The 11,119-nt window shown below is 61.0% G+C and carries 11 protein-coding genes; 3 read left to right on the plus strand and 8 right to left on the minus strand.

The genetic code is table 11. The features are described from left to right. Nucleotides 1-126: 126 nt before the first annotated feature. From pepE to G5179_RS20640, 5 genes are all read right to left on the minus strand, one after another. Nucleotides 127-852, minus strand: coding sequence for a dipeptidase PepE (pepE, locus tag G5179_RS20620; protein ID WP_421259020.1), 726 nt, complete (start codon nucleotides 850-852; stop codon nucleotides 127-129). A 243-nt stretch (nucleotides 853-1,095) separates the two neighbouring features. After that, the gene (locus G5179_RS20625) at nucleotides 1,096-2,457 is read right to left on the minus strand and encodes an endonuclease/exonuclease/phosphatase family protein (RefSeq protein ID WP_421259021.1); all 1,362 of its coding nucleotides are present in this window, start codon (nucleotides 2,455-2,457) and stop codon (nucleotides 1,096-1,098) included. A 232-nt stretch (nucleotides 2,458-2,689) separates the two neighbouring features. After that, the gene (locus tag G5179_RS20630) at nucleotides 2,690-3,502 is read right to left on the minus strand and encodes a heme ABC transporter ATP-binding protein (protein WP_227342040.1); all 813 of its coding nucleotides are present in this window, start codon (nucleotides 3,500-3,502) and stop codon (nucleotides 2,690-2,692) included. An 11-nt stretch (nucleotides 3,503-3,513) separates the two neighbouring features. Beyond that, nucleotides 3,514-4,545, minus strand: a complete 1,032-nt coding sequence (locus G5179_RS20635; RefSeq protein WP_162506295.1) for a FecCD family ABC transporter permease — start codon at nucleotides 4,543-4,545, stop codon at nucleotides 3,514-3,516. Further along, on the minus strand, nucleotides 4,542-5,393 hold the full coding sequence (locus G5179_RS20640; protein WP_227342041.1) for a heme/hemin ABC transporter substrate-binding protein: 852 nt from the start codon (nucleotides 5,391-5,393) through the stop codon (nucleotides 4,542-4,544). The genes G5179_RS20635 and G5179_RS20640 overlap by 4 nt, the downstream gene beginning before the upstream one ends. 170 nt (nucleotides 5,394-5,563) lie before the next feature. On the opposite strand from G5179_RS20640, the gene hutX reads away from it, so the two are divergent. Together hutX and hutZ are read left to right on the plus strand one after the other, a co-directional pair. Continuing rightward, complete coding sequence (gene hutX / locus G5179_RS20645) at nucleotides 5,564-6,076, plus strand: heme utilization cystosolic carrier protein HutX (protein WP_005362516.1); 513 nt, start codon at nucleotides 5,564-5,566, stop codon at nucleotides 6,074-6,076. Then, nucleotides 6,073-6,630 carry a heme utilization protein HutZ gene (hutZ, locus tag G5179_RS20650; protein ID WP_042658521.1) on the plus strand — a complete coding sequence of 186 codons (558 nt, stop codon included), beginning with the start codon at nucleotides 6,073-6,075 and terminating at the stop codon, nucleotides 6,628-6,630. Before hutX ends, hutZ begins: the two co-directional genes overlap by 4 nt. Before the next feature lie 87 nt (nucleotides 6,631-6,717). Here hutZ and G5179_RS20655 read toward each other — a convergent pair whose 3' ends face one another. From G5179_RS20655 to G5179_RS20665, 3 genes are read right to left on the minus strand one after another with little or no spacing between them, the layout of a single operon-like run. Next, on the minus strand, nucleotides 6,718-7,101 hold the full coding sequence (locus G5179_RS20655; protein ID WP_005335256.1) for a hypothetical protein: 384 nt from the start codon (nucleotides 7,099-7,101) through the stop codon (nucleotides 6,718-6,720). A gap of 37 nt (nucleotides 7,102-7,138) precedes the next feature. Continuing rightward, a complete protein-coding gene (locus G5179_RS20660; RefSeq protein ID WP_005348211.1) occupies nucleotides 7,139-7,693 on the minus strand; it encodes a cysteine hydrolase family protein in 555 nt (184 codons plus the stop codon). Nucleotides 7,694-7,718: 25 nt separating this feature from the next. Then, nucleotides 7,719-8,690 carry a ChaN family lipoprotein gene (locus tag G5179_RS20665; RefSeq protein WP_421259022.1) on the minus strand — a complete coding sequence of 324 codons (972 nt, stop codon included), beginning with the start codon at nucleotides 8,688-8,690 and terminating at the stop codon, nucleotides 7,719-7,721. A 193-nt stretch (nucleotides 8,691-8,883) separates the two neighbouring features. On the opposite strand from G5179_RS20665, the gene G5179_RS20670 reads away from it, so the two are divergent. Next, the gene (locus G5179_RS20670) at nucleotides 8,884-10,989 is read left to right on the plus strand and encodes a TonB-dependent hemoglobin/transferrin/lactoferrin family receptor (protein WP_421259023.1); all 2,106 of its coding nucleotides are present in this window, start codon (nucleotides 8,884-8,886) and stop codon (nucleotides 10,987-10,989) included. The last annotated feature ends 130 nt before the right edge of the window (nucleotides 10,990-11,119 follow it).

An 11,119-nucleotide genomic window follows, 5' to 3' on the forward strand; every position in this document is an offset into this window, starting at 1 on the left:
CCCGATGCGGTACATAGAGGGTTCTGAGTAGAAAAATGCTAGTTGAAAATGTGTAAACCTATTTCAGGACTAGACATACGTTGTTGTGAGCCATCTGCCTGCCAGTGGTTCGGCGCTCTTCGTGGCTTAGCCGACCTTGAAGGGGGTCAGCTCGGCCAGCGGGGCGGCGTCCATAAAGGCTTGCGGCTCCTGGCCATGTTTGAAGATCTTGAAGTCCTGCTCGCGGGCGCTCCAGTACTCAACGGTATCGCCGCTGATCTGCAGCAGGCTCGCTTCACGCAGGGCCACCACGTGCTCGCTCGGGTTGATGGCGCAGAACTCGGCCAGACGCTCGTCGCGGGTCTCGCCCATGTGGCCGCTGATGCTGGCGTCCAGATAGTGCGGGTTGATTTGCAGCGGGAACAGGCCCAGCGCCGGCAGCACGGCGGCACTGCAAACCGGCATGTCGTTGGTGGTGCGGATGCTCGGGGTCGCCACGTTGCAACCGGCGCTCCAGCCCACATAGGGGACGTCCCGCTCGCGCACGGCACGCTGGATCGGCACGATCAGACCGTTTTCATGCAGCATCTGGTTGAGACGCCAGGTATTGCCGCCGCTGATAAAGATGGCGTCCGCCTGATTGATGGCATCAACCGGGTCATCGAAATGGTGGATGCTGATGGCATCGACTCCCAGACTCTCCTGCAGCTCGTTGGCCCGGGCATCCCAGTCGCTGCGGATCACCGCGTAGGGGATGAGCAGAATGCGCTTGACCTGTTTGCGAGCCAGCAGGCTTTGAACCCGGTCACGGGCCCAGCCGAGCAGACCCGGAAATTCGTTGGCTTTACCGTTGCTAAGCAGAAGCAGTTCCATCAAATCGTTCCTCAAAAAGTGAAAGCGGAGGAGGGGGGCCACCGGATCCGCCGTGCGGCCGGATGGCAAGAGCAGGCATGCTACCACCATTGGCGCGGCGGTTCTGTGATCGCGAGGCCCATTCAGCGGCTATGGATGAGTTATGGATGGATAACTCAATGCCAAGCGGTGGATTAATGAGCCGTGGTCAACTCGCCAGTCATCGCCAATAAAAGACCCCGCCGCAGCGGGGTCATGGCAGAGTTAGTCGAGTCTGAGATCGACCCACACCATGCGGTGATCCGAACTGACTCCCTTGGCGATGCCGAGTTTCGCATCATAGACCAGGTGATAACCGGCCTCGAAGCTGGCCGGCCAGAAGACGCCGCTCTTGACCGCGTTGAGGTTGGCGGAGGGGATGACGTGATCCAGCTGCAGCACGCTGGAGTTGGTGATGCGTTCCGGGTTGGGGCGATTGAGGTTGCGTTTGCAGTCGGTCCCCTTGCTGACACACTCCGGGCCCCCTTCGCTGGCCGGGATCAGGGTGCCATTGGTGATGGCCTGATTCATCAGCGGGTTGTTTAGCAGATCCTGAATGGCGGTCAGGTCACCGTCACCGGTGAGCGGATCGGCGTTGAGATCACCCGCGATAACGAACTTGGCGTTTTTGGCCAGTCCACCCTTGGTGCCCTTGTCATCGGTCATGTAGTTGAGACCCTTGACGTAGTCATTCCAGAAAGCGATCTCGGCGCGGTTGTGCTTGACGGTGTGACGCGCCGCGTTGGCAAAGATCGGCGGGGTCGGGTGGGAGATCAGGAAGTGGATCACCTCTTCCCCTTTCTCGGTCTTGATGCGTACCGGCACATCGGCATGGTTCTTGGAAGAGAGCGGGTACTGCTGCCAGGCTGCGTCTGAATACCAGGCATCACCACACTGGCGGCTGGCCGGGATCTTGACCTTGGGATTGTTGCAGTCATCGATGATGGGGTTCTGCTCGCCCGGCATATCCTTCCACTTGAAGTTCTGGAAGGTGCGGATCTGCTTGGTGTCGATGGGGTATTTGGACATCACCGCAAAGGCGTACTGGCCGTGGTAGTTGCCAAAGCCCCAGGCATCGTCGGGGCCGCTGTTAACCTTGCCATCCAGATTGAGGTCATAACCGCTCATCAGGCCGGTGTTGGTGGCGAAGTTCTGCATCACCGGATAGCTGATGGCCGTCACCTCTGCGTGCTGGGCGTGAGCCAGATAGTTGTCGTTGAAGGCTTTCAGATCGGCGGTGCTCTCGCCTTTGCCGTCGTTGTCGAACTCGTTGAGCAGGAACACATCCGGGCGGGTACGCTGGATGATCTCCGCCACGTTGCGGATCTGCTGCACGTTCTTGGCTTTGGTTTCAGTGGCGCCGCTCAGGCTCCCTTCGGCGAGGCGGGCCAGCAGAGCATCCTGCTCGGTGCGGGTCAAGGCCAGCTCACCTGTCAGCATACCGGCGGCAGTGCGGTCAAAAGAGAGGTTGAAGGTGGCAAAACGAACCATGGGATCAGCTGCCTTTGAGTCGTTGTCGCTGTTGCAGCCAGCCAGCATCCCGAGGGAGATGGCGGCAGCCAGTAGGGTTTTGTTGATATTTTTCATTGTAATTGTTCCGTAGCATCAATGAGTTATGCCTTCTGTGAGGCGGCGCCATTATAAGTAGACGGTGATGCTGCGGGGGTTTTGCCTGAGCAAAGTGTGAGGATATTCACACCACATATCTGGCGATGATGAATGTTAGCAGGGCGACATGGGGTGTGAAAAACCGGTTTATACGCTGCAGTTTTCGGGATGAATAGCGCGCGCTGCCAACCATTACCGCACTCTGAATTTGTCACACCACCATCGGCAGGCCGCTCTCGGGGTGGTGGATCACCTGTGCCGGATAGTCATAGAGCCGGGCGATCAGCTCAGGGGTGAGCACTTCGGCAGGCGTGCCATCGGCCATCAGCTTGCCCCGCTCCAGCATCACCAGCCGATCGGCATAGCGCGCCGCCAGATTGAGGTCGTGCAGCACCACCAGCACAGCTGTATTGCGGCTGGCGAGGGCGCGCGCCATGGTGAGCAGCTGATGCTGGTATTTCAGATCCAGCGCCGAGGTGGGCTCGTCGAGCAGCAGCAAGCGGGGTTGCTCGGCCTGCTCGGTCGGAGAGGGGGCCTGCCAAATCTGCGCCAGCACCCGGGCAAACTGCACCCGCTGCCGCTCGCCGCCAGAGAGCCCGGGATAGAGCCGCTTGGCCAGATGCTCGACCCCGGCATGGGTCATGGCCGCCGCCACAATTTCGTCGCGCCGCGCCGCCGGTTCACTGTGGGGCAAGCGCCCCATGGCAACCACTTCCTCGCAGAGAAAGGGGAAGTTGAGGGAGGAGCTTTGCGGCAATACCCCGAGCCGGTGGGCCAGCTGGCTGCTGTCCCACTGCTGGCGATTCGCGCCAAACAGGGTGATGGAACCATCATATTCCAGCTCGCCGGTCAGGCACTTGAGCAGCGAGCTCTTGCCCGCCCCGTTGGGACCGAGCAGCGCGGTGAGGGTACCGCTCTCGAGACTAAGATCGAGCCCATCCAGGATCTGGCGCTGGCCACGGCGCAGGCTGAGTCGGCTGCAGCTCAACAGGGGGGAGGAGAGTGAGGATGAGAGTGGTTGCATAACAGTCCGTATCACAGGGCGCGGCGGCCTTTTACCAGCAGCCAGATGAAGAAGGGAGCGCCGAGCAGGGCGGTGATGATGCCCACCGGCAGCTCGGCCGGGGCCAGCAGGGTGCGCGCCAGCATATCGGCTGCCAGCAGCAGGGCGGCGCCAAGCAGGGCCGATAGTGGCAGCAACCTGACATGGTTGGGACCCGCCAGCAGGCGCACCAGATGGGGCACAACCAGCCCGACGAAGCCGATCATCCCCGCTACCGCCACCGCCACGCCGACGCCCGCTGCGGTGAGCAGGATCAGGCGACGTTTGAGGGATTGCACATTGACCCCCAGATGACGGGCCTCCCCTTCACCCAGCAGCAGGGCGTTGAGGGGATTGGCATCGCGCATAAAGAGCCACAGCAGGGCCGCCAGGGTGAGCAGGGCTAGCGCCACATCGGCCGGTTTGCCTGCCGCCAGCGTTCCCATCTGCCACAGGCTCAGGTTGCGCAGCATCTGATCGTCCGCCAGATAGGTGAGCAGGCCGATCACCGCGCCGGAGAGCGCCGTGATGGCGACCCCGGCCAGCAGCATAACAGTGACCGAGGTGCCCCCCTCACGGGTGCCGAGCAGATAGACCAGGGTGGTGGTGAGCGCGCCGCCGAGAAAGGCGAGCAGCGGCAGCAGACCAACCCCGATGGTGGCTTGCAGCTGCTGGCCGAGGGGGGCCAGCAGCACGATGGCGAGTGCAGCCCCAAGCGCCGCACCGCCGGAGACACCTATGATGCCGGGGTCAGCCAGGGGGTTGCGAAACAGCCCCTGCATCACGGCGCCACAGAGCCCGAGGATCCCCCCCACTGCGATGCAGAGCAGGGTTCTCGGCAGGCGAATTTCCTGCACGATCAGTAGCTTGTGTGACTCAATCCCGCTCTCCTGCCCGGCAAACAGCGCCCGCAGACTCTCGCCCAGGGTGAGGGTCATGGGGCCGGTTGCCAGCGAACCGAGCAGCAACAGTGCCAGTGCGGCCGTGGTAAAGGCCAGCAGCCAGGAGAGGGGTAACCGCATCATGACCCCTGCTTGATCCACTGGGCGATCTGGTTCGCCTGTTGCAGGGAGTTGAGGCTCAGGCCCCCTTGCAGGGCGTGGCCGTCGATGGCGTGAATGGCGTTACGCTTGCCAGCCGGGGTAGCGGCCAGGGCGGGTACTTCTGCCAGCACCTTGGCCGGATCGGCATACTGCTGCCAGTCACGACCGCTGACCAGCACCAGATCGGGCTGCATCTCGATGAGGGATTCGGCGGATACCGGCTTGTAGTTGCGCAAATCGGCGACCGGATTGATGCCACCTGCCAGCGAAATCAGCGCGCTGGCGGTGGTGTCCCCCCCGGCGATGCTGGTGGGTTGCCCCTTGTGCAGCAGCAGGAAGGCGACCTTGAGCGGTTTGTTCTGTTTGGCTTGCGCCGCCAGCTGATCGGTCTGAGCCTGGATCTCTGCCTTCAGGCGATCGCCAGCGGCTTTGTCGCCCAGCAGGCTGGCGAGGGTGTCGATACGCTGGTTGAGGTTGGCGAGGGTCGGCGCGGTATCCAGCACCTCCACCTTGACCCCGGCACGGCGCAGCTGATCCAGGGTCGGGGCCGGCCCCATCTCGTCACTGCCCACCAGTCGGGTGGGGGAGAGGCTCAGGATCCCTTCGGCGGCCAGCGCCCGGTGATAACCCACCTTGGGCAACCCTTTTGGCAAGGGGCTGCTGACATCGGTGGCGATCAGGCTCGATTCACCGCCAAGGGCCAGAATGAGTTCTGTGGTGGCCGGGCCGATACTGACGATACGCTCTTTCTGTCCGTCGGCGGCAACGGCAGAGAAGGGAGAGAGTGAACTGCAGAGCAGGGTGATGGCGAGGGCAAGACGACGGCCCATGCTAACCTCCGAAGGGGTGAATGAAACGGGTGTGCCGCCGAGAATATCAAGGCTTTGGAAAAAATGCACTGATAATGATAGCAATTATCAATTGCATTGATTCCAGTGCTTTATTAGAGTAGCCGCCATGATAAACAGCGGGACGACCTGGTCCCGCAGAGGGAGAAAACATGAGCATTGCACAACGCATTCACGCGCTGCTGGAGCAGGATCCCGGCGCTCATCCGTCCACCCTGGCTGCCCAGCTTGCCATCAGCGAATGGGAGGTGGTTCGCCATCTGCCCGCCGAGCTGGTGACCCTGCTGCCCGCCGATCGCGCACAAGGTCTGTTGGAAGATCTGGCCGACTGGGGCCCGGTGACCACCATCGTCGAATCAGAAGGTTCCATCTTCGAGGTAAAAGCCCCCTTCCCGAAAGGCAAGGATGCACGCGGTTACTACAACCTGATGGGCCGCGACGGTGAGCTGCATGGTCACCTCAAGCTCGACAACGTGGCGGGGATTGCGCTGGTCAGCAAGCTGTTCATGGGCAAGGAGGGGCACTCCTTCCAGTTCTTCGGTCACTCCGGCCGCTGCATTTTCAAGGTCTATCTGGGTCGCGACGAGAAACGCCAGTTGCTGGCCGATCAGGTCACCCGTTTCATGGCGCTGCGCCACAACTCTCAAGAGGAAGTCAAAGCATGAGTGAACGTCAGGAGCGTCTGCAGAACCGTCTGCAACCGGAGATCCGCGAGTTTCGCGACAGCTGCCGCACCCTGCAGCTCGCCACCGTCGATGGCGAAGGCAATCCCAACGCCAGCTATGCCCCGTTCGTGCTGCAGGAAGATGGCTACTATGTGCTGATCTCCGAGATCGCTCGCCACGCCCGTAACCTGCAACAGGTGCCGCGAGTATCCCTGATGCTGATCGAGGATGAGAGCGGTGCCCGCGAGCTGTTTGCCCGCAAGCGCTTGACCTTCGATGCGGTGGCTGAAGTGGTGGCCCGTGACGACGCCCGCTGGAGCAAGGCGGTGGCGGCGCTGGAGGGGCGTTTTGGCGAGATCATCAAGGGTCTCTCCAACCTCAAGGATTTCAAACTGTTCCGCCTCAAGCCGGAACAGGGGCTGTTCGTCAAGGGCTTCGGCCAGGCGTTCGCGGTTTCCGGTGACGAGCTGGTGGATTTCGTCCATCTGGTGGAGGGGCACAAGCGCATCGACACCGGTGCCGAGCTTACCAGTCCGGCCGATGCGCCGGTCTGATAATCCCTGTCGACGACAACAGCCGTCATAACAAAACGGGCAGCCAATTGGCTGCCCGTTTTTATTGCGTTATCTCATCCGGCCTGTTCAATCCTGCCAGGAGGCCTTGTTGGGAAAAGCGCGACGATCGGCGTCGGTGGCCGTTTCGTTGCACTCTCCCCGCACCTTCCAGGAGGTCTGGCTCAGTACGATGTACCCCTGGCGGCAATACTGCTTGGTCGCCAGGGTCTCGGTCAGCAGGTTCTCCTGCAAGGCTTCCCGCTGTTCCAGCAGCCGCTGGCTCTGGGCCGCCGAGAGGCCGCGCGGCAAGGTGTCGTTGGGTGCGGCTTCAAAGGTGAACCGCTTGCTCCCCTCCTCGTTGATGTGGGTCAGAAACAGGGGTTCCGGCCCGTCATACTTCTGTCCGGGCAAGCTGGAGCAGGCCGACAGCAGGGGAACAATCAACAACAGGGTGGCAGACAACAGGCGCACGACAGACTCCAGTGAGAAACGAGGCGAGGTTCGCAGATTAGCACGGCTGCAGGGCGGGTGTTACTGCCAGCAGCTCGTCGGTGGTGAGCAAGGTCACACTGCGCCCCTCCGGCAGGCTGAGGTGGCGCCACATCCAGTGATGGTGCTCGGTGATCTGGGCCGCGCTAAGGTGGGGGCGATCGGCGGTGGTGTGACCATCGCTCAACACCAGCACCTCGTACCCATGGGAGGCTGCACTGCGCACTGTGGTGTCGACGCAAAAATCGGTGGCGCAGCCACAGAGAATGAGTCGATCGACCGGCTGCTCGGCCAGCAGGAAGGCGAGCTCGGTGTCGAGAAAGCTGTCACAGGCCGTTTTGCGCACCCGGCTCTCTCCCTTGGCCGGTTGCAGCGCACTGTGCAACTGCCAACCCGGGGTGCCCGGTTCCAGTTCGGTACCGGGGGGCGAGTCATGCTGGATATAGATGACCCGTCCCTGTTGCTGCCTGACATGGGCCGCAGCCCGATTGATATTGGCCAGCACCTGCTCCTGGCGGTAACGGGGCTCGTTGAACAAGCCTTGCTGCACATCGATGATCAGTAACACATCCATATTTTACCCGCCGTTTCCTGGAAGATTAGGGTTGCAGCCACTGGCTGCAGTCACGACTGCGGGATTGATGCAGCGCGCCCATATCTTGCTTCATCTCGTCACTGTTTTGCCAGCGCTTAGGCAGCGGCATGATGGTTACCTGCACATCGGCTGCGGGATCTGCAACAGAGGTCTCATCTGTGCGGGGCACGACCAGCGCCACCTTGAGGGCAGGATTGCGGCTGGCGATGCGACTGGCGAGCCCAAGCCCCCCCTCGACGTGGAAATTGCCGGCGATATGCATGATCTGCTGGCCCGGGTGCTTGACGAGATAATCCACCATGCTCTCGGCCATGGTGTCATCCCAGCTGGTCTGGGCGGCGAAGCGGCGGGCGTTGCTGTCGGCATCGCCGTGGTGCATGGAAGCCATAAATTTCTGGCGATAGGGATCATCCCCCAGCGTCAGCTGGCGGGCCAGCTGGCTGCGACGTGCGGCTGGCAGTTTGTCGAGCCACTCAGCCCCCTCCTGACCGACACAGCTCACCAGGGGCTTGGGGGCGTTGGCGGCGATCACCGGCATCCGGTGAGTCTTGGCAAACTCCACCAGCGGGCGGTAGTCGCTTGGATAGTTGGGCCAGGCGTTGCCTTCGCGGATCAAGGCCGCTTCACCAATCTGGTTCGCCAGATAGGCATCCAGCGTCTTCTGATCGGCGCGGCTGAACTGCTCCATGGAGAGGGCCAATGGCCGCCCGTGCTGCTGGCCAGCGGTGTAAAGTCCGCTCAGCAGGCGTGATTGCAACAGATGCACGGCGGGATGGCTGTGCAGCTCACCCACCAGAATGATGTCGGCGTCGGCAATGTGCGCGATCGCCTGCTCCAGCGTCAGGTCTGCGTCTCCCTCGCTGCTTAGCCGGTAGTCATAGAGCGTTTGCAACTGTGATGACACGGTTGGCTGGGTGGGGGTGGCACAGGCTGCCAGTAGCAGCGGCAGGGCGAGCAGGGGAAGTCGTCTAATCATGGGATCTCACGGCTGATATGCCCGGATGCCGGTGCATCTCGGGGGGCTAATAGAGAATAAGGGCAACACAGGGCGACAGTGTAAAACCAATTTGGCTCAAAACAAATGAGAATGATTTCGTTTCTTGTTGATCTTTGTCGAGAGCCGGGTAATATGCGGCCTGTTTGATAACAGTTCTCAATAAGGATTCGCTGTGACCCATCATAACGCACACTCTCTGGTTGCCCTCGCCGTGGCAGCCGGTCTCTCTTCCCAGGTCTTTGCTGCCACCCAGAAGGCGGATGAAGTCGTGGTCGTCAGCGGCTCACGGATGGAGCAAAAACTGGAAGATGTCTCCGGCCCCATCTCGGTGATCACCGCCAAGCAGATTGAAGAGCAGGTCGTCACCAACGTCGCCGACCTGTTCCGCTACGAACCCGGTGTGACCGTGCTCGGCGGTCAGGGGGATGCGCAGACCTTCATCATCCGTGGCATGGGGGAAAACCGAGTCAAGGTGGTGCGCGACGGTGTGCGCCAGAACGATGCCTACAGCAAGGGCGGGGTTGGCCAGAGCTACTTCGATACCGACATGATCAAGCAGGTAGAAGTGGCAAAGGGGCCGGCGTCTGCCGCCTACGGCTCCGATGCGCTGGGTGGCGTGATTGCCATCACCACCAAGGATGCCAGCGACTTCCTCAAGGGCAAGGATAGTTATCTGGATGTGACCAGCGGTTACGCCTCCAGCAGCCACCAGAAGATGGCGGGCTTTACCGGCGCCCTGCGCACTGGTGAAGTGGAGAACCTGCTGCGCTACACCTGGCGCGATGGCGGTGTGACCCAGAATTTCGACTCCACCAAAAACGACTTCGATATCGGTACCCACGCCCTGCTGCTCAAGAGCAAGTGGAACCTCTCCGATGAGCAGTTCCTCAAGCTGACCGTTGACTACCTGACCGATGGCGAGGAGCCGGATGCGGTCAAGCTCAACAAGGTCGGTACCGGTACTGCCCGTGTCTTTGATCAGCCCATCACCGACAAGCAGACCGACAACCTCTCTGTGGTGCTGGATCACGGCATCGCGCTGAATCAAGGCTGGGCTGATCGGATGGATAGCAAGGTTTACTTCGCCCGCACCAAGCAGACGCTGGATCAGTACGCCTCATCCAAGTATCCGGTCAGCCCCGGCAACCCCTATGTGACCAAAAACTCGCTGGATCACAACGTGTTCGATCAGAAGAACATCGGCGCCCAGCTGCAGTTCCACAAGGCGGTCGCCAACCACCGCCTGGCCTGGGGGGCTGAATACGAGCATACCGACAACGAACGTACCCGTTACAAGGGGCCGACGACCCCCGGTGATTTTGTCGGCTACAACGAGCTGAGTTTCCCGGCTACCACCAGCGAGCGCAGCGCCCTGTGGGCCTTTGACGAGATCAAGTTTGGCGAGCGCTGGGTACTGACCCCGGGTGCCCGTTATGACTACTACCGGATGACCCCGGACAACGATCCGGCCTACACAGGCGACAAGCTGCACAAGTTCTCCGAAGGGGAGTTGTCACCCAAGCTGGGTCTGGTGTTCAAGGCCCACGAGGCGGCCAACCTGTTCGCCCAGTACAGCCACGGTTTCAAGGCCCCCATGTATGACAGCGCCTTCTCCACCCTGAACCATCAGGCGTACGGCTATCGCATCGAGCCCAACCCGAACCTCAATCCGGAGAGCAGCGACGGCATCGATCTCGGTGTGCGTGGCAGCAGCAACGGCCTCAGCTATGAAGTAGCCAGCTTCTACAACAAGTTCGAAGACTTCATCGAGATGGTGGAAGTGGGCAAAGAGGGGCGCACCGCTGTCTACCAGTACCAGAACCTGAGCAAGGCGACCACCAAAGGGGTCGAAGCCAAGGCGGATTACTGGCTCAACGACATCGTCAATGTCTGGGGCAACCTCGCCTACATCGAAGGCAAGGATGGGGATGGCAACTACATCAACAGCCTGAGCCCGCTCAACGGCTCGGTCGGTGTGCGTCTGGAACAGTCACAGTGGAACTTCAACACCGCGCTGCGCTTTGCTGACAACATGGACAAAGTCCGTAAAGACAGCAAAGGCAACGATTACGTGAAGAGCGCCGGTTGGGGTGTGGTTGATATGTACGCCCAGTTCAACCCGATGACCGACCTGCAGCTCAACGTCGGGGTCTTCAACCTGTTTGACAAGGAGTACACCAGCTACGAGCGCATCGCAGGTCGTGCCGAGGGCTCCGATAACAGCATGATGACCGAACCGGGCCGCAACCTGAGTGCACGGGTCAAATACGTATTCTAAAGAGCAAACAACAGACGCAGATGATCAAAGGGGCTTCGGCCCCTTTTTTGTCGCCGTGTCCCGTCCTGAATATGGTTTACACCTTTCCCCCCAATACATGGAGAACCCGATGGGACAAGGTGTGAAACGA

Source organism: Aeromonas sp. 600886 (genome assembly GCF_049174935.1).
Classification (GTDB): Bacteria; Pseudomonadota; Gammaproteobacteria; order Enterobacterales; family Aeromonadaceae; genus Aeromonas; species Aeromonas veronii_A.

What these genes read in the sequence shown, in the direction of transcription:
- pepE (WP_421259020.1), bottom strand. Translation starts at nt 852, where the DNA reads ATGGAACTGCTTCTGCTTAGCAACGGTAAAGCCAACGAATTTCCGGGT.
- G5179_RS20625 (WP_421259021.1), bottom strand. Translation starts at nt 2,457, where the DNA reads ATGAAAAATATCAACAAAACCCTACTGGCTGCCGCCATCTCCCTCGGG.
- G5179_RS20630 (WP_227342040.1), bottom strand. Translation starts at nt 3,502, where the DNA reads ATGCAACCACTCTCATCCTCACTCTCCTCCCCCCTGTTGAGCTGCAGC.
- G5179_RS20635 (WP_162506295.1), bottom strand. Translation starts at nt 4,545, where the DNA reads ATGATGCGGTTACCCCTCTCCTGGCTGCTGGCCTTTACCACGGCCGCA.
- G5179_RS20640 (WP_227342041.1), bottom strand. Translation starts at nt 5,393, where the DNA reads ATGGGCCGTCGTCTTGCCCTCGCCATCACCCTGCTCTGCAGTTCACTC.
- hutX (WP_005362516.1), top strand. Translation starts at nt 5,564, where the DNA reads ATGAGCATTGCACAACGCATTCACGCGCTGCTGGAGCAGGATCCCGGC.
- hutZ (WP_042658521.1), top strand. Translation starts at nt 6,073, where the DNA reads ATGAGTGAACGTCAGGAGCGTCTGCAGAACCGTCTGCAACCGGAGATC.
- G5179_RS20660 (WP_005348211.1), bottom strand. Translation starts at nt 7,693, where the DNA reads ATGGATGTGTTACTGATCATCGATGTGCAGCAAGGCTTGTTCAACGAG.
- G5179_RS20665 (WP_421259022.1), bottom strand. Translation starts at nt 8,690, where the DNA reads ATGATTAGACGACTTCCCCTGCTCGCCCTGCCGCTGCTACTGGCAGCC.